We start from the raw sequence: 22,205 nt of genomic DNA on the forward strand, positions 1-22,205 counted from the left end.
CGGGGCCGTGTGCGACGATCGAAGACATGGGCACCAGCGGACGACGAGTGGGCAGGCCACGGGCCGAGCGGCGACCGGACAGCGGTCTCTCGCCACGTGACGAACTGCTCGCCGCCGCCGCGGAGTTGTTCACGACGCGTGGGTACGCGGCCACGACCACCCGGGCCGTCGCCGAGCGGGCGGGCATGCGGCAGGCGTCGATGTACCACTACGTCTCCGGCAAGGAGGAGCTCCTCGCCGAGCTCCTGGAGTCCACCGTCACCCCCTCGCTGGCCTTCGCCCGGGAGCTCCTCGCCGAGGACATGACTCCGGCCGAGGGCAGGTTGTGGGACCTGTGCCGCACGGACGTCGAGCTGCTCTGCGGCGGTCCGCACAACCTCGGCGGGCTCTATCTGCTGCCCGAGGTACGCGCCGAACGCTTCGCCGGCTTCCATGCCGTACGGGCCGAACTCAAGGACACCTACCGGCAGTTGCTCGCCGCGACCGAGGCGGGCGGCGCGCTCGCCAAGAGTGAGCTGGATCTGCGGACGGACCTGGTGTTCGGGCTGATCGAGGGAGTCATCCTGGTCCACCGCTCCGACCCCGACCGGCCCGTGACGGCCTTCGCCGAAGCCACCGCGGACGCGGCGCTGCGCATCGCGGGAATCTGAGCTGGAATTCGCCTCGGCGAGCCGGGCCTCACCCCTTCTGATGAGGGGTTTTCGTGCACTCGTACACAGTGACGCATCGTGTTCGAATAGTGCCTGAGCGTATAAATGGGGCTGAGCGTACTCCTGTCGCGCGGGCGATTTCAGGCGCTTGCTGAATATGACTTGGCGATGATCTGGTCGGACTAAGCTCGCCCGCGGCGCCCCGAGTTGCGGCGTATTCGTGCGCTTGTTCCCCAATGTTCCGAAGATCCAGAGAACTCCCCCCCCAGATCCCCAGCCGATTTGTCTTAGAGGGCATACATGGTGAGTGTTCAATCGCCTCCCGTTGGCCGTGAACTTCCTTACGCCCGCGTGCTGTTGCTGCCGGCCATGCTGATGGCCGCGGCGTCCGGAGCCGCTGTCGCCGTCGTCACGGAAGCGGCCCGGGTCGCCGTCGGCTGGTGCGGAGGCATCGCGACGCTCCTGGTGATCGCGACCGTGGCCGAAGCGGTCCGCCGCGGGCGCCTCGTCCGTGCCGTCCGCGCCGAACTCGCGCGCCGCACGGCCTACTTGGACCAGCGCATCGCCGCCCAGGACGACGAGATCTTCCACCTCGGCAAGGAGCTGCTGCCCGCCGCGCTGTACCGGCTGCGCAGTGGCGATTCCCCCGATGAGGCGATCCGCAAAACCGCCGAGGCGGACCCCGCCGTCCGGGAACTCCCCGAATCCCAGCGTGAGTTGCTGCGCATCCTGCTGTCGATCGTGGACCACGAGGAAGCGATGCGCGACGCTTCGCAGCGCGCCTTCGTCAATATCGCCCGGCGCGTCCAGGCGATCGTCCACCAGCAGAACAAGGAACTGCGCGAGATGGAGGAGGACCACGGGCGCAACCCCGAGGTCTTCGACGACCTGCTGCGCATCGACCACGGCACCGCGCTGATCGGCCGCCTCGCCGACTCCATCGCCGTGCTCGGCGGCTCCCGCCCGGGCCGCGTATGGCCCAAGCCCGTACCGCTCTACAGCGTGCTGCGCGGTGCCATGTCCCGAATTCTGGAGTACCGGCGCATCGAGCTGCACTCCATCGCCAAGGTCAACGTCGACGGCCCGTCGGTCGAACCGGTCATCCACGCCGCCGCCGAACTCCTCGACAACGCCACGCGCTACTCGCCGCCGCAGACCAAGGTGCACGTCACCGCCGTCGAGGTGCAGACCGGCGTCGCCATCGAGATCGAGGACGCCGGCGTCAGCCTCAGCGAGGAGGCGCGCCGCCGGGCCGAGGGCATGCTCGAGAAGGCCCAGGTCGGCATCGACCTCAACGACCTCGGCGAGGCACCGCGGCTCGGCATGGCCGTCGTGGGCCGCCTTACGCAGATGTACAAGATGCAGGTCTCGCTGCGGCAGTCGGCGTACGGCGGGGTACGCGCCGTGATCGTCGTGCCCCGCGACATGCTCACCGAGGAAACCGAACCCGCCTCAGGCCTCGCCCACGGCATCGGCGCCTCCTCCGTGCCCAAGGTGGACTTCGGCGGTGTCGAGGGACCGGAGCGCAAGCCCAAGCGGCGCCGTCCCACCACCGGCCCCCGTATCCCCGACTCGGTGGCCGCGATGGAGGACGACGTCCCCGAGGTGACCGAGTGGACGGCGAACGGTCTGCCGCAGCGCCGCAGCCGGGTCAAGATCCCGTTCAGCCAGCGGATCGCCGAGGCCCGGGCGGCAGAGGCGGAGGCGGAGGCCGCGCGCAAGGCCGGCCGACCCGTCATCGACTGGTCCGCCTCCTCCACCGCGGCGCAGCCCGAGCCGAAGAAGGACGAACCCGAACCCGGCCTGTGGGTCGAGGCGTTCATGGCCGGCCTGAAGGGCGGAAACGACGGCCAGGACGACCAGGACAAGACAACAGGCGCGAAGAACACTCCGGCCCCTGCCGAGGCCGATGACGAGGGGGACCTCAAGTGATCCAGCAGCGAGCCAACTTCGACTGGATGCTCAAGGAGCTGTCCGACGGGGTGCAAGGGACCCGGCAGGTCGTCGTGCTCTCCGCTGACGGCCTGCGCATCGCCCGGTACGGCGGTGATCCCGACGCCGCCGACCGCATCGCCGCGGCCTGCGCCGGACTGCAGAGCTTGGCTGCGGCCGTCGCCACCGAGATCCCGGACACCGACGGCCGGATGCGGATGGTGATCATCGAGATCCACGGCGGCTACTTCTACATGATGGCCGCGGGCCCGGGCGCCTATCTCGCCGTCCTCGCGGACGAGACCGTCGACGCCGGGCTCATGAGCAACCGCATGCGCGACCTCGTCGTACGGATCGGTGCCCACCTGACGAGTCCGCCCCGGCGGAACGGGACGGCCGTATGATTCCTCCGCAACGACGACGGCGATCCCCCAAGGAACCGCCGGAGCACAGTCCCGAGCAGGTCCCGGAGTCGGCACAGGTGTCGGCGACAGGAGAGGGGCAGGGCGAGGCGAGCCAGCCGGGCAGGCTGTACATCCTCACCGGCCAGGTCGAGGACGGCGATCGTGCCCCGCTCGACCTGGTGACCCTCATCGTGGCGAGTGACGACGCGCCGCCGCCCACCGCCCAGCCGGAACAGTCGGCACTGCTCCAGCTCTGCAGGACCCCTCTGTCCGTGGCCGAGCTCTCGGCCTATCTCGATCTGCCGTTCAGCGTGGTGACCGTACTGCTGACGGAGCTGCTGGCGGCCGAACTGGTACAGGCGCGAGCCCCGATCGTCCGCTCGGAGCTGCCCGACCGTTCCCTCCTCGAAGCGGTGATGCATGGACTTCAAAAGCTCTGACACCATCACGGGTCCTCGCGCCGAGGACCATCTTCCGCACACGGCGCAGGCCGCCGTGAAGATCGTGATCGTGGGTGGTTTCGGCGTCGGCAAGACGACCATGGTGGGCTCCGTCAGCGAGATCAGGCCGCTGACCACGGAAGAGACCATGACGCAGGCCGGCGTCGGAGTCGACGACAACTACGGCTCGGACAGCAAGACGGCCACCACCGTGGCCATGGACTTCGGCCGCATCAGCATCACCGAACAGCTGGTGCTGTACCTGTTCGGCACCCCCGGCCAGGAGCGCTTCTGGTTCCTGTGGAACGGGCTGTTCGAGGGCGCCCTGGGCGCGGTCGTACTGATCGACACCCGGCGCCTGGAAGTCAGCTTCGACGTCATCGGCCGCCTGGAGGAGCGCGGGGTCCCGTTCGTCGTCGCCGTCAACGACTTCCCGGACGCGCCCCGTTACCCCATGGAGGACCTGCGCGCAGCGCTCGACCTTCCCGAAGAGATCCCCATCGTGAAGTGCGACGCGCGCCGCAGGGCCTCCAGCCGTGACGTGCTGATGACCCTGATGCGCTTCCTGCACTCGATCGCCATGGCCTCCGCGCCCGCCTGATCTGCCCGTCAACTGCCAAGCCGACGACACCACTTCAGCTTCGAATTCGACCCCAGCTTCACCCCAGCTTCGAAAGCGACCACCGTGACGCCTGAACCCCACTCCCGAACCGGTAGGGACGACCCCGGTATGTACGACCCCACGCCAGGCCCGCCGCCGGGCTGCCCGGCCCACGGCATGGGCCCCGGCGGACTGCGCCGCCTGTACGGCCCCGAGGCGGAGGACCTGGGAGCCCTGTACGAGAAACTCCGCGCCGAACACGGCAACGTCGCCCCCGCGCTGCTCCACAACGACGTGCCGATCTGGGTGGTGCTCGGCCACACCGAGAACCTGCACATGGTCCGCACCCCCTCGCAGTACACCCGCGACAGCCGCATCTGGAACCCCCTCCGGGACGGCACGGCGGGCCCCGACCACCCGCTCATGCCCCTCTTCGCCTGGCAGCCCATCTGCGCCATGGCCGAGGGCGACGAGCACCTGCGGCTGCGCGGGGCGGTCATGGGCGCCATGTCGACCATCGACCACCGCGGCATCCGCCGCTCCATCAACCGCTCGACGCAGCTCCTGGTCAACCGCTTCTGCGAGGACGGCAGCGCCGACCTGGTCAGCCAGTTCGCCGAGCACCTCCCGATGGCCGTGCTGTGCGAGATCCTCGGCATGCCCGAGGAGTACAACGACCGCATGGTGCACTCCGCCCGCGACATGATCAAGGGCACCGAGACCGCGATCGCCAGCAACGAGTACGTCATGGGCGCCCTGAACCGGCTCACCCTCCGCCGTCGTGCCCAGCCCCAGGACGACTTCACCAGCCACCTCATCAGGCATCCGGCAGCGCTCACCGACGACGAGGTGGCGCAGCATCTGCGGCTCGTACTGATCGCCGCGTACGAGGCCACCACCAACCTCATCGCCAACGTGCTGCGCATGGTGCTCACCGACCCGCGCTTCCGCGCCCAGCTCAACGGCGGCCAGATGACGGTGCCCGAGGCGGTCGAGCAGTCCCTGTGGGACGAGCCGCCGTTCAGCGCCGTCCTGGGCTACTTCGCCAAGCAGGAAACCGAGTTGGGCGGTCAGCGGATCCGCAAGGGCGACGGGCTGCTGCTCGGGATCGCACCCGGCAACGTCGACCCGCGCGTCCGCCCGGACCTCACGGCCAACATGCAGGGCAACCGCTCGCACCTCGCCTTCAGTGGCGGCCCGCATGAATGCCCCGGCCAGGACATCGGCCGTGCCATCGCCGACGTCGGCGTCGACGCGCTCCTGATGCGGCTGCCGGACGTCCGACTCGCCTGCGAGGAACACGAGTTGCGCTGGACCACGTCCATCTCCTCCCGGCACCTGGTGGAGCTCCCGGTGACGTTCATGGCGAAGCCGCCGCAGGACGACACGCAGCAGCCCGGCGCACATCCCGCCGGCCGGCGGCCGCGTGCGGACTGGCAGGTCACCACGCCCGCCCCGGCGTCCGAACCCGCCCCGGCACCGCAGCCTGCGACTCCCCAGTCCGAGTCCCAGTCCGAGTCCGAGGCCGTGGCTCCGGCCGCAGGGCCCGAGCGCCGCCTCGGTGCCTGGCGGCGCTTCGTCCGCTGGTGGCGCGGCTACTGACGGGGCGTCACCGAACGGCCCAGTTCTCGTACGCGGACCACGCCTCCAGCGTCCGGCCGCTCACGAACGAGTGGCTGCGCCCCGTGATCGGATCGGTGAACTCCAGCACCCGCGCCAGCAGTTGGAGCGGGCGCCGGAAGTCACCGGCCGGTACGGGGCCGGTCACCACCGGGTAGAGGGGGTCGCCGAGGATCGGCACACCCAGCGCGTTCATGTGCACCCGCAGCTGGTGGGTCTGACCGGTGCGGGGCAGCAGCCGGTAGCGCGCGCGTTGGTCCCGGTGCTCGACCAGCTCGACCCGGGTCACGGCGTTCGGCTCGCCCGGCACCTCGCGGGCGGCCAGGACCCCGCGCTCCTTCTCGATCCGGCTGCGCACGGTGCGCGGCAGCGTCAGCGACTCCCGGTACGGCGCGACCGCCTCGTACTCCTTGCGTACGAGGCGGTCGCGGAACAGCGACTGGTACGCGCCGCGTTCCTCGGGCCGCACCGTGAACAGCACAAGGCCGGCGGTGAGCCGGTCGAGCCGGTGCGCGGCCGTGAGTGCGGGGATGCCCAGCTCCCGCCGCAGCCGCGCGAGAGCCGTCTCGGCGACATGGCTGCCGCGCGGCGTCGTGGCCAGGAAGTGCGGCTTGTCGACCACGACGATGTGCTCGTCGCGATACACGACATCGAGGCCGAACGGCACCGGCACCTCGTCCGGCAGCTCCCGGTGGAACCACACGAACATCCCCGGCACATACGCCGCGTCGGCCGCCACCGCCCGCCCGTCCGCCCCGACGATCAGCCCCGCGTCGAGCATCCCGTCGATCACCCCGGCTCCTGCCGCGAGCCGCTCCACCAGATGCTCCCGCACGGTGCCCCACGCCCCCTCGACCGGCAACCGCACCCGCACCGGATCCACCCCCGCACGCTGCGGCAGGGGAGCGGGCGGAATCGGTTTCCTACGTCTCACCTGGTCAAGCGTACGCAGCGGTCTCCGCGACCGTGGTACGCGCCCTGTACACCCGATAGGCGCCGCCGAGGACGAGCGTCACTCCGAGAAACAGCACGGTGAACCACTGGAAGTACCAGTGCCCGCCCGCCGGGTCGTACACCTCCGCGCGGGGCCAGGCGAGGTTGATCGTCATGAACAGGCCGTAGAGCAGGGCGAGTGCGTTGACGGGGACGCCCCAGCGGCCGAGGGAGAAGTACGGGCGGCCCGTTTCGTCGGTGCCTGCGGCTTCTTCGGCTGCGAAGTTGCCGCGCAGGCGCTGCCAGAGGAGCGGTCCGGTCACCATCGCGTACGCGAGATAGAGCATCACGATGCAGGTGGTGCCGATGGCGAGGAACGCCTCCGGCGAGGCGAAGTTGAGGAGCAGGAGGGCCGCGGCGAGGACGCCGACGACCAGGGCGGGGGCGCTCGGCATTCCGGTGCGCGGGTTGACCTTCGCGAGCCGTCGGGAGAACGGCAGCTGGCCGTCGCGGGCCATCGAGAACAGCATGCGGCAGGCCGCCGTCTGGATCGCGAGGGTCGCCACCGCGATGGCCACCACCACGTCGGCGAGCAGCAGCCGGCCCACCCCGTCGCCCAGACTGCTGGTCAGGACGTAACTCAGGCCCTCGACGCCGAGCCGGCCGTCGGTCAGGCTGGGCGCGGCCAGCAGACCGCCGAGGATGATCAGTCCGCCGAGCAGGCCGGCCGCACCGAGCGCGGTGAGGATCGTACGGGGCGCGGTACGCCGCGGATGGTGCGTCTCCTCGCTCATCTCACCCGCGCTGTCGAAGCCGATCATCACGTACGCCGCCGCGAACGAACCCACCAACAGCGCCCCGAAGAGGCCCGACTGGGCGGCCGTTCCGGTGTGGAAGGTGATGCCGGGGGAGCGCTCGGAGTGGGTGAGTAGGAGCACGATGATCAGGACGGCGCCGATGATCTCGGCGGTGACGCCTACGCGGTTGATCAGGGACATCACACGGATGTCGATGACGTTCACGAAGGTCGTCAGGACCAGCAGGAGCACCCCGAACAGCGCCGCGTTGGCCGCGCCGCTCGCGGAGGTCGGCGCCGGGTCGTCGCCGATCAGCTGGAAGCCGGACCAGATCGCGGGCAGCACCATCTGCAGGGCGAGCGCCGCGGCGGCGACCACCACGATCTGCCCGATCACCATGATCCAGCCGGCGAACCAGCCGAACGTGAGGTTGGAGAGCCGGGACGACCACTGGTAGATGGCACCGGAGATCGGATAGCGCGCGGCCAGTTCCGCGAAGCAGGCGGCCACCAGCAACTGGCCGATCAGCACGGCCGGCCAGGCCCAGAAGAACACCGGGCCGCCAAAGGTGTAGCCGAACGCGAAGAACTGGAAGACGGTCGTCAGCACCGAGATGAAGGAGAACCCGGCGGCGAACGAGGCGTAGCGGCCCAGGCTGCGATGCAGTTCCTGGCGGTAGCCGAACTCGGCGAGGGAGCCGTCGCCGGGGGAGTCCGGGGGCTCGGAATGGACGTCGGAGGGGGCGGTCGTCGTCACGGCGGCACCTGCCTTGGGCACAGGGGAGCGGAATGGGGAGTGCGGAATTCCTGTCGGGCGACAGAAATTAGGCAGCGGCTGTTTCGCTCGCATGACGCGGTCGTGTCTGCCGGGGGCCGAAGTCCTCACGTCGTTGCGGATGTTGGAAAACGCGATCCATCAACCCGCACCCGACAACGAACCGAACGACCACGAACCCACCAGCTCAGCCGCCGGAGGCGACCGTCAGCGACAGAAGATCTCGCGCCGGCCCCGTAGGCCGATGCCCCACCGGCCACACCGCACGAAGCGCCCGACTGAGGCGTACATCCGCGACGGGGATCTCCACGAGCCGGCGAGCCGACAGCTCCTCGCCGAGAGCGAGCTCGCTCAGGACCGCCGGCCCCGCGCCGCTCACCGCGGAGGCCTTGACCGCCGTAGTGGACGAGAGCTCGATCAACGGCCGAGCGAGTCCTCCGAGCGCCGCGTCCAGCACCTGACGCGTCCCGGAACCCTTCTCGCGAAGGATCAGCGGCGTCGCCGCCAGCTCCGTCGCCTCGAGCGGCCGACGCCGCCGCGCCCACGGATGCCCGGGCGCCGTCACCACGATCAGCCGGTCGTGGGCGATGACCGCCGAGTCGAGCCCGGTCGGCACGGACAGCCCCTCCACGAAGCCGAGATCGGCCTCGTCGGCGAGGAGCCGCTCGGCCACGACAGCGGAGTTCCCGGCGTGCAACGACACGGCCGTGTCCGGACGCTGGGCGCGCAGCGCGATCAGCCACCCCGGCAGCAGATACTCCGCGATCGTCATGCTCGCGGCCACCCGCAACCGCGAGTCACGCCGGTCACGCAACGCCTGCGCCCCGGCATCGAACGCCTCCGCCGCCTCCACGATCCGCTGCGCCCAGTCCGTCACCAGCGCACCGGCGTCCGTGAGCCGCGACCCCGTGGGTGAGCGGTCCACCAGAGCCACGCCCAACTGCCGCTCCATCGACCGGATCCGGCTGCTGGCCGCCGGCTGCGTGATCCCCAGCTCCCGCGCCGCCCGCCCCAGACTCCCCAGCCGTGCCACAGCAAGCAGCAACTCCAACGCTCCGAGTTCGGGCACTCGCCGGGCGAGGCCTCCGGTGGGCCCGGGAAACTCCTGTTCAGCCGCACTCATAAGCCCACTCTATGTGGGAGCGCCACTGCCTCCGGCGGTTGGGCGGGGCGCCCACGGGGGTGGTGGGTTGGGTGCGTCTGGCGGGTGCGGGTTGAGTGTGGCTGGGCGCGCAGTTCCCCGCGCCCCTTGGGTGGGTGGGGGTGCGGGGCCGCGGTCCGGTGCGTCAGCCCGTCGCAGGCCGGGCATACGGCCCTGGCCTGGTACAAGGCCCTGGTCCTCCGAGACCGAAGCTAAGCGACGGGCATACGACGCACCGGCCCACGACCCCTCCCGCCGGAGGGAGGCTGCGGGTGCGTGGGGGTGCGGGATCTTCGGGAAGCTGCTCAACCGGTGGAGGCAATTGCTCTGCCGAGTACTCCAGGCGCCTCGGCCAATGAAGGGCCGTACCAAGTGAGATGCCGTCCGCTGACCAATGCGCAAGGTCGGCCCTCGAATGCCTCGGGGCCGTCCTCGGCTGTGAACCGGTACGGCTCGTCCGGTAGTACCACGAACTCGGCGGTCTGCAACTCCTTGATGGGTACGCGCGGATAGCGCTCCGGGTGCGTCGCGTACACGTTGTCCACGCCCAGCCGCGCCAGTACGTCACCCGCGAAGGTGTCCCGGCCGAGCACCATCCACGGCCGCCGCCAGATCGGCACGGCCGCACGGAGGCGGTGCTCCGGCACCGGAAGGGCCGCCCAGACCGCCTCCGCCTCGTCCAGCCACCGGGGCCGCCCCCGAACCCCGCATGCCCCAAGCACCCGCTCCAGCTCATGAAACGCCTGCGGTACATCCCGCACTTCGGTCACCAGTACCTCGAGCCCCGCTTCCCGCAGGGCGGCCAGATCCGGCTCCCGGTTCTCCTCCTCGTTGGCGATCACGAGATCGGGTGCGAGCCGCACGATCCGCTCGACGTCCGGGTTCTTCGTGCCCCCGATCCGTACGACATCGAGATCGACGGGATGAGTGCACCAGTCCGTCGCCCCGGCCAGCACGCCCGGCGCCGAGGCGGCCACCGCCTCCGTGAGGGACGGCACCAGGGACACCGCCCTCACCGCTGTGTGTCCTCCGCCGCCTCGATGTGGTCCGCGACCGCCACGACCAGTACGCGGGTGTCCGGCACGGTCGCCCGCCAGCGGTGCCGTACGCCACCGGTCATGTACAGCGTGTCGCCACGCCCCAGTCGGTACGCGCGGCCCTCCGCCTCGACCTCGACGGCGCCGTCCGCGACGTACATCAACTCGTCGTTGCGGTGCTGGAATTCGCGGCCCGCGTCGTGGTCCCCGCTGAATTCCATGGCGTGCAGCTGGTGGTGACCGCGTACCAGGGGGCGCACAAGGGGCTCGTGGGTGAACTCGGAGTCGTCGGAGCGCACCACATCCACGCTGCGCGCCGGGTCGGCGGCGGCGAGGAGTTCGACGCAGGTCGTCCCGAGGGCGTCGGCGACGCGCTGGAGGGAGCGCATGCTGGGCCGGGCCCGCTCGTTCTCGACCTGGCTCAGGAAGGGCACCGACAGTCCGCTGCGCTCGGCGACGACGGCGAGGGTGAGCTCCAGTGCCCGGCGCCGCCGCCGGACGGCCGCGCCCACCCGAAGGGCATCTTTGTTGTCGTCCATCGCTTCGGCTCCCTCCTGTGCGTCGTCGGTGCAGGGTCGGTGCGGGCGGCTCGGTGACGGCCCGCTCTTCGTACGTCTGGGGTACTACATACGAAGAACGTACGAGCCAATGTCTCCCGATGTTTTGTTTGCACCCTACGCACGTTCGGCAAACCGTTTCATGCGCCTGTCACAAGGCCGTAAACAAAGGGGTGGACTTTCGTCGCACCGGAACCACACGGTCCCGGCGGGCGAAGCCCACCCCTTGGCCGACTGCTGCCGTACTACCGCACTGCTACGGAGTCATCCGGCTCACCATGTCCGGGTGCTCCTTCAGCCACGCGGCGACGGCCTCCTCCTCGTTGCCCTGGCCGCGGTCCTTGATCTCGGCCTCCAGGGTGCCGAGCTCGTCCTCGCTCATCTTGAAGTTCTTGATCCACTTCGTGAGCTGCGGGTACTGGTCCGGGAACGCCTTGTTGGTGATCGTACGGATCGTGTTCCCCTCGCCGAACAGCTTCTTCTCGTCCGACAGCTTGGTCAGCTCGTACTCGCTGTAGGCCCAGTGCGGGGACCACAGGACGGCGATGATCGGCTCCTTCTTGGCGTACGCGCGCTTCAGCTCGGCCAGCATCGCGGGCGTGGAGCCGTCGACGACCTCGTACTCCTTGTCCAGGCCGTAGCCCGGCAGGACGTCCTTCTTGAGCAGGTTCATCTCGCCGGTGCCCGGCTCGATGCCGATGATCTTGCCGCCGAAGGTGTCGGCCTTGCCCTTGAGATCCGCCAGGGACTTCACGTCCTTCACGTACGAGGGCACGGCGAGCTCCAGCGAGGTCGGCTGGTACCAGGTGCCCAGGTCTCTCAGGTTGTTCTTGTACTTGTCCCAGTAGTTCGCCTGGGCGTACGGCAGCCACGCGTCGAAGTTGACGTCGATGTCGCCGGTGGACAGGCCCGTGTAGACCGGACCGACGTCCATCTGCTTGAGGTTCAGCGTGTAGCCGCGGCGGGCCAGGACGTTCTTCCACAGGTAGGTGACGGCGACGTTCTCGTCCCAGGGGAAGAAGGCGACGTCCACCGGACGCTTCGCCTCCGCCAGGTCGCCGCCCGTGGAGTTCTCGACCGGGGCCAGCTTGTCGACGACGCCGGGGTTCGACTTCAGCCAGGCCTTCACGGCCTGCGGCTGCTTGCCCTCGCCCGCCTTGTTGATCTCCGCCTCGAGGCTGGTGAGCTGCTTCTCGGTCATCTTGAAGTTCTTCAGCCACTGACCGACGACCGGGTTGTCCTCGGTGAAGCCCTTGCGGGAGACCGTGTGTACCCCGTCGCCCTTGCCCCAGGCGCCCTTCGGGTCCTTGAGCTTGGTCAGCTTGTAGTCGTTGTACGCCCAGTGCGGCGACCACAGCGTGACGACGATGGGCTCCTGCTTGGCGTACGCGCGCTTCAGCTCGGCCAGCATGGCCGGCGTGGAGCTGTCGACGACCTTGTACTCCTTGTCGAGCCCGTAATCCCCCAGCACCTTGCTCTTGAGCAGGCTCATCATGCCGGCGCTGGATTCGATGCCGGTGATCTTGCCGCCGAACTCCGAGGCCTTGCCTTTGAGGTCCTCCATGGAGTCGATGCCCTTCATGTAGGAGGGCACGCTCAGCTCCAGGGACGTCGGTCCGTACCAGGAGCCCAGGTCTTCGAGCTGCTTGCCGTACTTCGTCCAGTACTGCTCGTGGGTGGTCGGCAGCCAGGCGTCCGTCTGGAAGTCGATGTCGCCGCCGGCGAGCGAGGTATACATCGGGCCGGCCTCGAGCTGCTTCGCCTCGACCTCGTAGCCTCGTTCCTCAAGGATCTCCTTCCACAGGAAGGTGGAGGCGACGCCCTCGTCCCACGGGATGTAGCCGATGGTGATCTTCTTGCCCTGGCCGACGTTCGACGAGTCGGCGGCGGTGGTCTCGGAGTTCGTACCGCCGAAGACGCCCATGCCGCCGGCGACCAGGGCGAGCACGACGACGCCGATCATGGCCACGGCGGGCCGGGGGCGGTAGGTCCAGATCTTCAGGCCCTGCGCGGCACGCACCTTGGCGAGGGCCCGGCGGCCGAGCGGCGAGACTTGGGTGCCCAGCGAGCTGGTCATACGGTCCAGATAGATCGCCAGGATGACGATGGCGACGCCGGCCTCGGAACCCAGGCCCACGTTCAGCTGGCCGAGGGCCTCGTTCACGTCTCCGCCGAGCCCGCCGGCGCCGACCATGCCCGCGATGGCGGCCATGGACAGGCCCAGCATGATGACCTGGTTGACGCCGGCCATGACGGTGGGAAGCGCCAGCGGCAGCTGAATGCGCAGCAGGGTGTTGCCGGGGGTGGTGCCGAACGCGTCGGCGGCCTCGACCAGTTCCTTGTCGACCTGGCGGATGCCCAGCTCCGTCATCCGGACGCCGGGCGCCAGCGCGAAGATCATGGTGGCCACGATGCCCGCGGGGGCGCCGGTGCCGAAGAACAGGATCGCCGGGATGAGGTAGATCATCGCGGGCAGCGTCTGCATGAAGTCGAGCACCGGCCGGACCAGGTTGCTCACCCGGTCGGAGCGCGCCGCCCAGATGCCCACGGGTACCGCGACGGCGAGCGCGATGATCGTCGCCACGAGGACGAGCGACAGGGTCACCATCGCGTTCTCCCACAGTTCGAGGGAGTCGATGAAGGCGAATCCCACGAAGGTGAGGACACCGGCGGACGTGCCGCGCAGCCAGAACGCGATCACGGCGAAGATGCCCGCGAGGAGGAGCGGCTCCGGGGCCTGCAGGACGGCGTTGATTCCGTCGTACGTGCCCTCGAAGACGGTCTTGAAGAAGTCGAAGAGCCACGCCATGTTGCTGAGCAGCCAGTCGACCGTGTCGTTGACCCAGTCGCCGAAGGGGATCCTAGGCACCGGTCTTCACCACCTTGACAACCTTGTCACGCGGTGCGTCACAGGGCCTGGGCTCGCCCTGCTCGTCCCCGAGGAAGCCGATCAGCCGCTGCCGCGGTACGACTCCGACGAGCTTCTGCTTCTTGTCGAGCACCGCGACCGAGTGCGGCACGCGGGCGCTGATCGCGCAGAGGTCCACGAAGGAGCTGTCGGGCCGCGCGGTCTCACAGCCGCAGTCCGCCTCGTCGCCCCGCAGGTTCGTGTCCATGACGGCGTCGGCCGTGAGGACGCGGGAGCGGTCGACGTCCTTGGTGAAGGAGGCGACGTAATCGTTTGCGGGGCGGACCAGGATGTCTTCGGCGGTGCCGATCTGGACGATGCGGCCGTCGCGCATCACGGCGATACGGTCGCCCAGGCGCATGGCCTCGTTGAGGTCGTGCGTGATGAAGACGATGGTCTTCTTGAGCTTCTTCTGGAGCTCGATCAGCTGGTCCTGCATATCGCGGCGGATCAGCGGGTCGAGGGCGCTGAAGGACTCGTCCATCAGAAGCAGGTCGGCGTCGGTGGCCAGCGCCCGGGCCAGCCCCACGCGCTGCTGCATACCGCCGGACAGCTCGTCGGGCCAGGACTTCTCCCAGCCGGCAAGACCGCACATGGCGAGGGCGTCGGTGGCACGCATCTCGCGCTCGGCGCGCGGTACGCCCTGCACCTCCAGGCCGTACGCGGCGTTCTCGAGGACGCTGCGGTGCGGGAACAGCGCGAAGTGCTGGAAGACCATGCTGATCTTCTTCGAGCGGACCTCGCGCATCTCTCGGTCGCTCAGCGCGGTCAGGTCCTGACCGTCGAAGAGCACCTGACCCGCGGTGGGCTCCAGCAGTCCGTTCAGCATGCGCAGCAGCGTGGACTTGCCGGACCCGGACAGACCCATGACGACGAAGGTCTGGCCCGGTTCGACCGTGAAGGACGCGTCGATCACCGCGGCGGTGGTGCCGTCGGCGCGCAGTTCCTCACGGTCACCCCCTTTGCGGAGTCGCTCGACCGCTTTCTCGGGTCGTCTGCCGAACACCTTGTAGAGGTGTTCGGCTTGCAGCCTGGATGACACTTGTACCTCTCAAGTCGAACGAAGACGGCCCGCCTCCCCCGCCGGCGGGCCGTGGAGTGACGCGGGTTCCGCCCGCTCGTCCGGTCTCCTTTGGTCCCTGTTTGTCAGGTGTGGTTGAAAACGGGACCGGCTTCGCTCCGGATCGGCACCTGCCCCCGGTTGTCTGGACCAAACGCAAGAGTGCCCCAGTTCACAGGGTGTTTACGTTTAACGAGTAGCGGCGTTCCGTTTCACCGGCAGACCACTCCGGACAGTGACTGTCAGTGGCGTACGGCATGATGCTTGGCGTGACGCAGCAGACGCAGCCTTCTCGCCGAATCATGCTTCTCGACACCGCTTCGCTGTACTTCCGCGCCTATTTCGGAGTCCCGGATTCCGTGAAGGCCCCGGACGGCACACCGGTGAACGCGGTGCGGGGACTGCTCGAATTCATCGACCGGCTCGTGCGGGACCGCCACCCGGACGATCTCGTGGCGTGCATGGACGCGGACTGGCGGCCCCAGTGGCGCGTAGACCTGATCCCCTCCTACAAGGCGCACCGTGTCGCTCAGGAGCGCGAGGCGGGCCCGGACGAGGAGGAGGTGCCAGACACCCTCTCGCCCCAGGTGCCCGTCATCGAGGAGGTCCTGGACGCGCTGGGCATCGCCCGCGTGGGGGTCGAGGGGTACGAGGCGGACGATGTGATCGGCACGTTCACGGCCCGCGCCACGGGCCCGGTCGACATCGTCACCGGCGACCGCGACCTGTTCCAACTGGTCGACGACAAGCGGCAGGTGCGGGTGCTGTATCCGCTCAAGGGCGTGGGCAGCATGCAGCTCACGGACGAGGCGCTGCTGCGCGAGAAGTACGGGGTGAACGGTCCGGGGTACGCGGATCTGGCGCTGCTCCGCGGCGACCCCAGCGACGGGCTGCCGGGTGTGCCGGGCATCGGCGAGAAGACGGCCGCCAAGCTGCTGGCCGAGTTCGGCGACCTGGCCGGGATCATGGCGGCGGTCGACGACCCGAAGGCGAAGCTCACGCCCTCGCAGCGCAAACGCCTCGACGAGGCGCGGCCGTACGTGGCTGTCGCGCCCAAGGTCGTCAAGGTGGCCGACGACGTGCCGCTGCCGGTGGTGGACACGGCACTACCGAGTGCGCCCCGCGACCCGGCGGCCCTGAAGGGGCTTGCGGCTCGCTGGGGTCTGGGCGGCTCACTGCAGCGACTGCTGGTGACGCTCGGATCGTGAGTCGTGACAGCCTGCACTTCGCTCTTCCGAGCCAGGCTTTCGCCATTTCTAAAGGTGTGGTCATCAACACCCCAAGCGTGGTCATCGACTTATCAAGCGCGAGGTGTTAACTAGAAGGAGGTGCTAACTTAGGTAAGCCTTAGTAAATTTCGGGAGGCCGTCATGGCAGAGCGTCCGGCACGCAGGGTTCCGAAGCCCCACTCCGCGCGGGTGGTCCGCACGGAGCGGCTCACCCCGCATATGCAGCGCGTGGTTCTCGGCGGCGAAGGCCTCGCCGAATTCTCCGCGGGCAGCAGCACCGATCACTACGTCAAGCTGTTGTTCGGGGCGGAGGGTGTGACGTATCCAGAGCCCTTCGACATGGCCCGGATCCGCGAGGAGTTCCCGCGCGAGCAGTGGCCGGTGACGCGTACGTACACGGTGCGTGCCTGGGACCCCGAGCTGCGTGAGCTGACGCTCGACTTCGTGATCCATGGCGACGAGGGCCTCGCCGGACCGTGGGCCATGCGGGTCCAGCAGGGCGAGATCGTACGGTTCCTGGGTCCCGGCGGGGCGTACGCGCCCGATGCCGACGCCGACTGGCATCTGCTGGCCGGGGACGAGAGCGCGCTGCCCGCCATCGCCGCCTCCCTGGAGGGGATGCCCGACGGCGCCAAGGTGTACGCCTTCGTCGAGATCGAGGGCCCGGACGAGGAGCAGAAGATCGCCTCCGACGTGGAGGTCGTCTGGCTGCACCGCGGCGACCGGCCGATCGGCGAGGCGCTGGTCGAGGCCGTACGGGCGCTGGAGTTTCCGGAGGGCCGGGTGTGCGCCTTCGTGCACGGCGAGGCAGGCTTCGTGAAGGAGTTGCGCCGACTACTGCGCGTCGAGCGCGAGATTCCGCGCGAGGATCTGTCGATCTCCGGCTACTGGCGACTCGGTCATAACGAGGACGGCTGGCAGGCGGCGAAGCGGGAGTGGAACGCGCAGGTGGAGGCTGAGCAGGAGGCCTCCGGCGGTTAGGCGGGTGGGGTTCGTTTTTGGGTGCGGGTTGGTGGGTGGCTGGTCGCGCCGTTCCCCGCGGGGGGCCTCCGGCGGTTGGGCGGCTGCGGGTTGAGTGTGGTTGCTCGCGCCGTTCCCCGCGCCCCTTGGGTGGGTGGTGGGTGCGGGGTCGTGGGCCGGTGCGTCAGCCCGTCGCAGGCCGGGCATACGACCCTGGACGGGTACAGGGTGCGGGTTCTCCGAGACAGAACCTAAGCGACGGGCATACGACGCACCGGCCCACGCCCCCTCCCGCCGGAGGGAAGCCGCGGGAAGTTGGGGGTGCGGGCTTCCCCGGGGCGCCCGGGTAGGCGCAGGCTTTTAGGGGCGCGGGGCTGTATCGATTTGCGGCTCCGCCGCGATGGGGGGTCCCCCCGCTCGAGCGCAGCCGAGAGTGGGGGAGCGACCAGCCACGACGCACCCGCAGCCGCGACACGCAGTGTCGCCCCCCACCCCCTGGCGGGGGCCTGGGGCGCAGCCCCCCACGCGGCGGAGCCGCAAATTGATACAGCCGGGAAGGGGCGGGGCTGGGGAAAGAAACCCTGTTCAGGCGGAGGCGCGGATCAGGCCCTCCATCACCCGGACGTCGTCCCCCATCTCGGGGTGCCACTGGACCCCCAACACCCAGCCCGGACCCGAGAGTTCCAGCGCCTCCACTGTTCCGTCCGGTGCGTGGGCCGAAGCCGTGAGGCCGGAGCCGAGGTGGTCCACGGACTGGTGGTGGTAGGTGGGGACCGAGGTCTCCTCGGGCACCAGGCCGGCGTAGAGGGAGCCGGGAACGGGCTTCACGGTGTGGCGGCCGAAGACGCCGACGACCTCGGCATGCCCCTCGATGTGCTGCACGAGCGTCCCGCCGAGGGCGACGTTCAGGAGCTGCATCCCTCGGCAGATCCCCAGCAGCGGAGTGCCGGAGGCCAACGCGGCGTCGATCAGGGCGAGTTCCCAGCTGTCCCGCTCGCGGGCCTCGGGCCCCGTACGTGGCTCGCGCACGGCGCCGTACCGTGCCGGATCCACGTCCGGGCCGCCCGCGATCACCAGCCCGTCGAGCCGGGCCACGGCCGCGGCGGCGTGCGCGGGATCGTCAGGCGGCAGCATCGCGGCCAGCCCGCCCGCGTCCCGCACCAGCCGTGGGTACCCGACGGGCAGCAGCGCCGCCTCCAGCTCCCACACGCCCCAGCGCGCGGACTCCAGATACGTACTGACTCCGATCAGCGGCCTGCCGCCCACCATGAACCCCTTTTCGTGGTCTCCTGGATCAGTTCCGCTCCAACTCTGCCTCGGCGGCCGCCAGCGCCGCGAATTCCTCCTCCGGTGCCTTCGCCACCAGGTGCTTGCGGCTGTAGAGGCCGAAGTAGGCGACCGCCACCACGTAGACCGCGAGCGCGATGAACGCCGCCGTCACGTCCACCAGGAACGTCGCCACCAGCGCGGAACACGCCAGCACCAGCGCCACCGAGGACGTCAGCACACCGCCCGGCGTACGGTACGGCCGCTCGAGGTTCGGTTCGCGGCGGCGCAGCACGATGTGCGAGAGCGACATCAGCGCGTACGAGATGGTGGCGCCGAAGACCGCCACGTTCAGCATGCGTGCCCCGTCGCCCGTCGCCGCGGCCAGCGCGAAGCCGATCGCGCCCGGTACCAGCAGGCCCAGGTAGGGAGCCTTGCGGCTGCTCGTCAGGGACAGGAAACGGGGCAGGTAGCCGGCCCGCGAGAGCGCGAAGAGCTGACGCGAGCCCGCGTAGATCAGGGAGAAGAACGACGCGACCAGGCCCGCGAGACCCGCGTAGTTGACGATCCGGCTCAGTGCTGTCGCCTCACCGTCGGGCTGGAGCGCCTCGACGAGTGGGTTGCCCGCTTCCTGGATGGCGTCCGAGCCGCGCGCCCCGGCGGCGGCGAAGAAGGTGAGCAGTGCCAGGACCACCAGGATGCCCATCGACCAGCGGATCGCCTTCGGCAGCGTACGCGCCGGGTCCTTGGTCTCCTCGGCCGCGAGCGGCACGCCCTCGACCCCCAGGAAGAACCACATGCCGAACGGGAAGGCGGCCCAGATGCCCAGCAGCCCCATGGGCAGCCAGGAGCTGGACCCGAAGGCACTCTCGTCCACCGCGATGTCGTCGAGGTTCGAGGCGTCGAAGTCCGGGAACGCGCCGACCGCGAACACCAGCAGCGCCACCACCGCGATCCCCGTGACGACGAAGCTGAAGCGCAGCGCCTCACCGACGCCCCACAGGTGGATGCCGATGAAGATCACGAAGCAGGCCAGGTACACCGGCCAGCCGGAGGTGAGCCCGAACAGGCCCAGCGACTCGACGTAGTCGCCGATGAAGATGGAGATGGCGGCGGGCGCGAGGACGTACTCGATGAGGATCGCCGTGCCGGTCAGGAAGCCGCCCCAGGGCCCGAGGGCCCGGCGCGCGAAGCCGTAGCCGCCGCCTGCCGTGGGCAGGATGGAGGACAGCTCGGCGAGCGCGAAGACCATGCACGTGTACATCAGGCCCATGAGGACCATGGCGATCCCGAGGCCGCCGAAGCCGCCCTCGGCGAGTCCGAAGTTCCAGCCGGAGAAGTCGCCGGAGACGACGTACGCGACGCCGAGGCCGGTGAGCAGCAGCCAGCCGGCGCTGCCCCGGCGCAGGGCTCTGCGCTCCAGATAGTCGTCCGCCTCCGGGGCGGCGGGTGGGTTGGTGGAATCGGTGGACATGGGCGGACTCCCCACGGGGCGGCGGACGCTCGGGCGGAAGGGGCCGCCAGGCACACGAAAGACCCCGGCAGCGCGGTGACACACAATGGAACGGATCCATACCTTTGCGGGCCATGGGGTCAGAAAGCAATAGCTGTGCGTTACATGCCCGTTAATCGGGTCTCGCATCGGGAGGCCGTGGTACGTGCCATGAGTCCCGAAGCCGGGTCAGCGCGCCAGGCGGCGCGTCACGTGAGGAAGCCGCGCAGCAGGGCCGCCGTGCCCGCGCAGTGCTCGCGCATCATCTCCCGCGCACCGTCCGCGTCCCCGTCGAGCACCGCCTCGACGATCGCGGTGTGCTGCTGCTGGGAATGCTCCAGGTTCCGTACCAGGAGCGGGATGCAGTCGAGAAGGTCGTTCATGGTCGCGCGTACAGCCGCGTACTGGGCGGTGAGGCTCGGGGAGCCGCACAGTTCGGTGAGCGTGAGGTGGAGGAGCGTGTCTAGGCGCCGGTACTCCGCGAGCGGCGCGTCATGGGTGCGGGCGAGGGCCTCGCGCAGGCGCGCGGACTGGCCGGCGGACAGGCCGTGGGTCGCGCAGAGGCCGGCCGCGCCCACCTCCAGGACCTCCCGGAAGCGCAGTACGTCCTCGATGTCCACGCCCTCGACCCGGCGGCGCAACTCGGCCTCGCCGGGCGCCTCGGTCCTGGGCCGGACGAACGTGCCGCCGTACCGCCCGCGCCGCGACTCGACCAGACCCTGGTCCTGGAGCACCTTCAGCACCTCGCGCAGCGTCACCCGGCTGATCCCGAGCCGTTCCGCCAACTCCCGCTCGGCAGGCAGCCGTTCACCGCCGGGTACCAGACCGAGCCGGACCACCTGGAGGATCTGCTCCAGTGCCTCCTCGAAGCCGTTGCCCGCGCGGACCGGCCGCAGGACGGGCGCCAGCTGATCGCCCGGCCGGTCGTTCACGCCGCGCGCATCCGGCTGCGTCATATGGCCGTGCCCCCTTCCCAAGCAATGGTTCTCGGCAATACCTTATGGCTCTCGGCCGACCGAAGGAGGCCTTTCCCGTGGCCCATCGCACATCACCCCTCAGTGTCGAGGAGTTGCACGCACTCGTCGCGAGTGGCGAGATCGACACTGTCGTCCTGGCCTTCCCGGACATGCAGGGGCGACTTCAGGGCAAGCGGTTCGCCGCGCGCTTCTTCCTGGACGACGTCCTCCAGCACGGTACGGAGGGATGCAACTACCTCCTCGCGGTCGACACCGAGATGAATACGGTCGACGGGTACGAGATGTCCTCCTGGGACCGCGGCTACGGCGACTTCGCCATGCGTCCGGATCTCAGCACGTTGCGCAAGGTGCCGTGGAACGCCGGTACGGCCATGCTCATGGCTGACCTGGCCTGGAACAACGACGCGCCCGTCGTCGCCGCGCCCCGCCAGATCCTCCGCCGCCAGCTGGAGCGCCTCGCCGAACTCGGCTACACCGCGCAGGTCGGCACCGAGCTGGAGTTCATCGTCTTCAAGGACACCTACGAGCAGGCCTGGGACGCCAACTACCGGGGGCTGACCCCGGTGAACCAGTACAACATCGACTACTCGGTGCTGGGCACGGGCCGTGTCGAGCCCCTGCTGCGGCGTATCCGCAACGAGATGCAGGCCGCCGGGCTGACCGTCGAGTCCGCCAAGGGCGAGTGCAATCCCGGGCAGCACGAGATCGTGTTCAAGTACGACGAGGCCCTGGTCACCTGCGATCAGCACGCCATCTACAAGACGGGCGCCAAGGAGATCGCCGCCCAGGAGGGCGTCTCGCTCACCTTCATGGCGAAGTACAACGAGCGCGAGGGCAACTCCTGTCACATCCACCTCTCGCTCGCGGACAAGGACGGCCGCAATGCCATGGCCGGCGACGGGCCCGGCGGCATGTCCGACGTGATGCGGCACTTCCTCGCCGGACAACTGGCCGCACTCAGGGACTTCTCCCTGCTGTACGCGCCCAACATCAACTCGTACAAGAGATTCCAGGCCGGCTCCTTCGCGCCGACCGCCGCCGCCTGGGGCTACGACAACCGCACCTGCTCCCTGCGTGTGGTCGGCCACGGCCGCTCGATGCGCTTCGAGAACCGGCTGCCCGGCGGCGACGTCAATCCGTACCTGGCCGTCGCGGGACTCGTCGCGGCCGGTCTGTACGGCATCGAGCAGCAACTGGAGCTGCCGGAAGCGTGCACCGGGAACGCGTACACCGGCGAGTACGAGCACGTCCCCACCACCCTGCACGAGGCCGCCGAGCTCTGGGAGAACAGCCCCATCGCCAAGGCCGCCTTCGGGGACGAGGTGGTCGCCCACTACCGCAACATGGCCCGCGTCGAACTCCAGGCCTTCGACGCCGCGGTGACCGACTGGGAGCTGCGCCGCTCCTTCGAACGCATGTGAGAGGTC

General features: G+C 69.4%; 19 protein-coding genes. 9 read left to right on the plus strand and 10 right to left on the minus strand.

Features of this window, described 5'->3' with window-relative positions:
* The first annotated feature begins 26 nt into the window (after window positions 1-26).
* The 6 genes from OP79_RS26055 (at window position 27) to OP79_RS26080 (ending at window position 5,629) form a co-directional block, all read left to right on the plus strand.
* Entirely contained in the window at window positions 27-650 is a 624-nt protein-coding gene (locus OP79_RS26055; RefSeq protein WP_033323398.1) for a TetR/AcrR family transcriptional regulator, read from the plus strand.
* Window positions 651-950: 300 nt separating this feature from the next.
* A complete protein-coding gene (locus tag OP79_RS26060) occupies window positions 951-2,582 on the plus strand; it encodes a sensor histidine kinase (protein ID WP_033323400.1) in 1,632 nt (543 codons plus the stop codon).
* Complete coding sequence (locus OP79_RS26065) at window positions 2,579-2,986, plus strand: roadblock/LC7 domain-containing protein (protein WP_033323402.1); 408 nt, start codon at window positions 2,579-2,581, stop codon at window positions 2,984-2,986. The genes OP79_RS26060 and OP79_RS26065 overlap by 4 nt, the downstream gene beginning before the upstream one ends.
* A complete protein-coding gene (locus OP79_RS26070) occupies window positions 2,983-3,426 on the plus strand; it encodes a DUF742 domain-containing protein (RefSeq protein ID WP_033323404.1) in 444 nt (147 codons plus the stop codon). Before OP79_RS26065 ends, OP79_RS26070 begins: the two co-directional genes overlap by 4 nt.
* On the plus strand, window positions 3,407-4,027 hold the full coding sequence (locus tag OP79_RS26075) for a GTP-binding protein (RefSeq protein ID WP_033323405.1): 621 nt from the start codon (window positions 3,407-3,409) through the stop codon (window positions 4,025-4,027). The genes OP79_RS26070 and OP79_RS26075 overlap by 20 nt, the downstream gene beginning before the upstream one ends.
* 84 nt (window positions 4,028-4,111) lie before the next feature.
* The gene (locus tag OP79_RS26080) at window positions 4,112-5,629 is read left to right on the plus strand and encodes a cytochrome P450 (RefSeq protein ID WP_033323407.1); all 1,518 of its coding nucleotides are present in this window, start codon (window positions 4,112-4,114) and stop codon (window positions 5,627-5,629) included.
* Window positions 5,630-5,636: 7 nt separating this feature from the next.
* Here OP79_RS26080 and OP79_RS26085 read toward each other — a convergent pair whose 3' ends face one another.
* The 7 genes from OP79_RS26085 to OP79_RS26115 form a co-directional block, all read right to left on the minus strand.
* Window positions 5,637-6,581, minus strand: coding sequence for an RluA family pseudouridine synthase (locus OP79_RS26085; RefSeq protein ID WP_033323409.1), 945 nt, complete (start codon window positions 6,579-6,581; stop codon window positions 5,637-5,639).
* Between the two features lie 4 nt (window positions 6,582-6,585).
* A complete protein-coding gene (locus tag OP79_RS26090; RefSeq protein WP_033323503.1) occupies window positions 6,586-8,133 on the minus strand; it encodes an amino acid permease in 1,548 nt (515 codons plus the stop codon).
* Between the two features lie 205 nt (window positions 8,134-8,338).
* A complete protein-coding gene (locus OP79_RS26095) occupies window positions 8,339-9,274 on the minus strand; it encodes a LysR family transcriptional regulator (protein ID WP_033323411.1) in 936 nt (311 codons plus the stop codon).
* 323 nt (window positions 9,275-9,597) lie between these two features.
* Window positions 9,598-10,308, minus strand: a complete 711-nt coding sequence (locus OP79_RS26100) for a helical backbone metal receptor (protein ID WP_033323413.1) — start codon at window positions 10,306-10,308, stop codon at window positions 9,598-9,600.
* Window positions 10,305-10,868 carry a helix-turn-helix domain-containing protein gene (locus OP79_RS26105; RefSeq protein WP_033323415.1) on the minus strand — a complete coding sequence of 188 codons (564 nt, stop codon included), beginning with the start codon at window positions 10,866-10,868 and terminating at the stop codon, window positions 10,305-10,307. Before OP79_RS26105 ends, OP79_RS26100 begins: the two co-directional genes overlap by 4 nt.
* A 274-nt stretch (window positions 10,869-11,142) precedes the next feature.
* A complete protein-coding gene (locus OP79_RS26110; protein ID WP_033323417.1) occupies window positions 11,143-13,755 on the minus strand; it encodes an ABC transporter permease/substrate binding protein in 2,613 nt (870 codons plus the stop codon).
* Entirely contained in the window at window positions 13,748-14,836 is a 1,089-nt protein-coding gene (locus OP79_RS26115; RefSeq protein WP_033323419.1) for a quaternary amine ABC transporter ATP-binding protein, read from the minus strand. Before OP79_RS26115 ends, OP79_RS26110 begins: the two co-directional genes overlap by 8 nt.
* Window positions 14,837-15,114: 278 nt before the next feature.
* Here OP79_RS26115 and OP79_RS26120 point away from each other — a divergent pair, with 278 nt between their 5' ends.
* On the plus strand, window positions 15,115-16,062 hold the full coding sequence (locus tag OP79_RS26120) for a 5'-3' exonuclease (RefSeq protein WP_245685451.1): 948 nt from the start codon (window positions 15,115-15,117) through the stop codon (window positions 16,060-16,062).
* Window positions 16,063-16,224: 162 nt separating this feature from the next.
* Window positions 16,225-17,064 (plus strand): siderophore-interacting protein, encoded by an 840-nt coding sequence (locus OP79_RS26125; protein WP_033323421.1) that lies wholly within the window; start codon window positions 16,225-16,227, stop codon window positions 17,062-17,064.
* Window positions 17,065-17,628: 564 nt separating this feature from the next.
* Here the strand turns inward: OP79_RS26125 and OP79_RS26130 are convergent.
* The 3 genes from OP79_RS26130 to OP79_RS26140 all read right to left on the minus strand — a co-directional run bounded on the left by OP79_RS26130 (window position 17,629) and on the right by OP79_RS26140 (window position 20,757).
* Window positions 17,629-18,312: a gamma-glutamyl-gamma-aminobutyrate hydrolase family protein gene (locus tag OP79_RS26130; protein ID WP_033323423.1), complete on the minus strand. Its 684-nt coding sequence runs from the start codon at window positions 18,310-18,312 to the stop codon at window positions 17,629-17,631.
* Between the two features lie 25 nt (window positions 18,313-18,337).
* Window positions 18,338-19,783, minus strand: coding sequence for an ethanolamine permease (eat, locus tag OP79_RS26135; RefSeq protein WP_033323425.1), 1,446 nt, complete (start codon window positions 19,781-19,783; stop codon window positions 18,338-18,340).
* Window positions 19,784-20,010: 227 nt separating this feature from the next.
* Window positions 20,011-20,757 (minus strand): FadR/GntR family transcriptional regulator, encoded by a 747-nt coding sequence (locus OP79_RS26140; RefSeq protein ID WP_051744930.1) that lies wholly within the window; start codon window positions 20,755-20,757, stop codon window positions 20,011-20,013.
* A 77-nt stretch (window positions 20,758-20,834) separates the two neighbouring features.
* Here OP79_RS26140 and OP79_RS26145 point away from each other — a divergent pair, with 77 nt between their 5' ends.
* On the plus strand, window positions 20,835-22,199 hold the full coding sequence (locus tag OP79_RS26145) for a glutamine synthetase family protein (RefSeq protein WP_033323427.1): 1,365 nt from the start codon (window positions 20,835-20,837) through the stop codon (window positions 22,197-22,199).
* The last annotated feature ends 6 nt before the right edge of the window (window positions 22,200-22,205 follow it).

The organism is Streptomyces yerevanensis (assembly GCF_000716805.1).
GTDB lineage: Bacteria > Actinomycetota > Actinomycetes > Streptomycetales > Streptomycetaceae > Streptomyces > Streptomyces flaveus.

Bases quoted from the DNA above. Each gene is read 5' to 3' on its own strand.
- OP79_RS26060 (WP_033323400.1), top strand. From the start codon at position 951: ATGGTGAGTGTTCAATCGCCTCCCGTTGGCCGTGAACTTCCTTACGCC.
- OP79_RS26070 (WP_033323404.1), top strand. From the start codon at position 2,983: ATGATTCCTCCGCAACGACGACGGCGATCCCCCAAGGAACCGCCGGAG.
- OP79_RS26055 (WP_033323398.1), top strand. From the start codon at position 27: ATGGGCACCAGCGGACGACGAGTGGGCAGGCCACGGGCCGAGCGGCGA.
- OP79_RS26075 (WP_033323405.1), top strand. From the start codon at position 3,407: ATGGACTTCAAAAGCTCTGACACCATCACGGGTCCTCGCGCCGAGGAC.
- OP79_RS26130 (WP_033323423.1), bottom strand. From the start codon at position 18,312: ATGGTGGGCGGCAGGCCGCTGATCGGAGTCAGTACGTATCTGGAGTCC.
- OP79_RS26095 (WP_033323411.1), bottom strand. From the start codon at position 9,274: ATGAGTGCGGCTGAACAGGAGTTTCCCGGGCCCACCGGAGGCCTCGCC.
- OP79_RS26140 (WP_051744930.1), bottom strand. From the start codon at position 20,757: ATGACGCAGCCGGATGCGCGCGGCGTGAACGACCGGCCGGGCGATCAG.
- OP79_RS26125 (WP_033323421.1), top strand. From the start codon at position 16,225: ATGGCAGAGCGTCCGGCACGCAGGGTTCCGAAGCCCCACTCCGCGCGG.
- eat (WP_033323425.1), bottom strand. From the start codon at position 19,783: ATGTCCACCGATTCCACCAACCCACCCGCCGCCCCGGAGGCGGACGAC.
- OP79_RS26105 (WP_033323415.1), bottom strand. From the start codon at position 10,868: ATGGACGACAACAAAGATGCCCTTCGGGTGGGCGCGGCCGTCCGGCGG.
- OP79_RS26120 (WP_245685451.1), top strand. From the start codon at position 15,115: ATGCTTGGCGTGACGCAGCAGACGCAGCCTTCTCGCCGAATCATGCTT.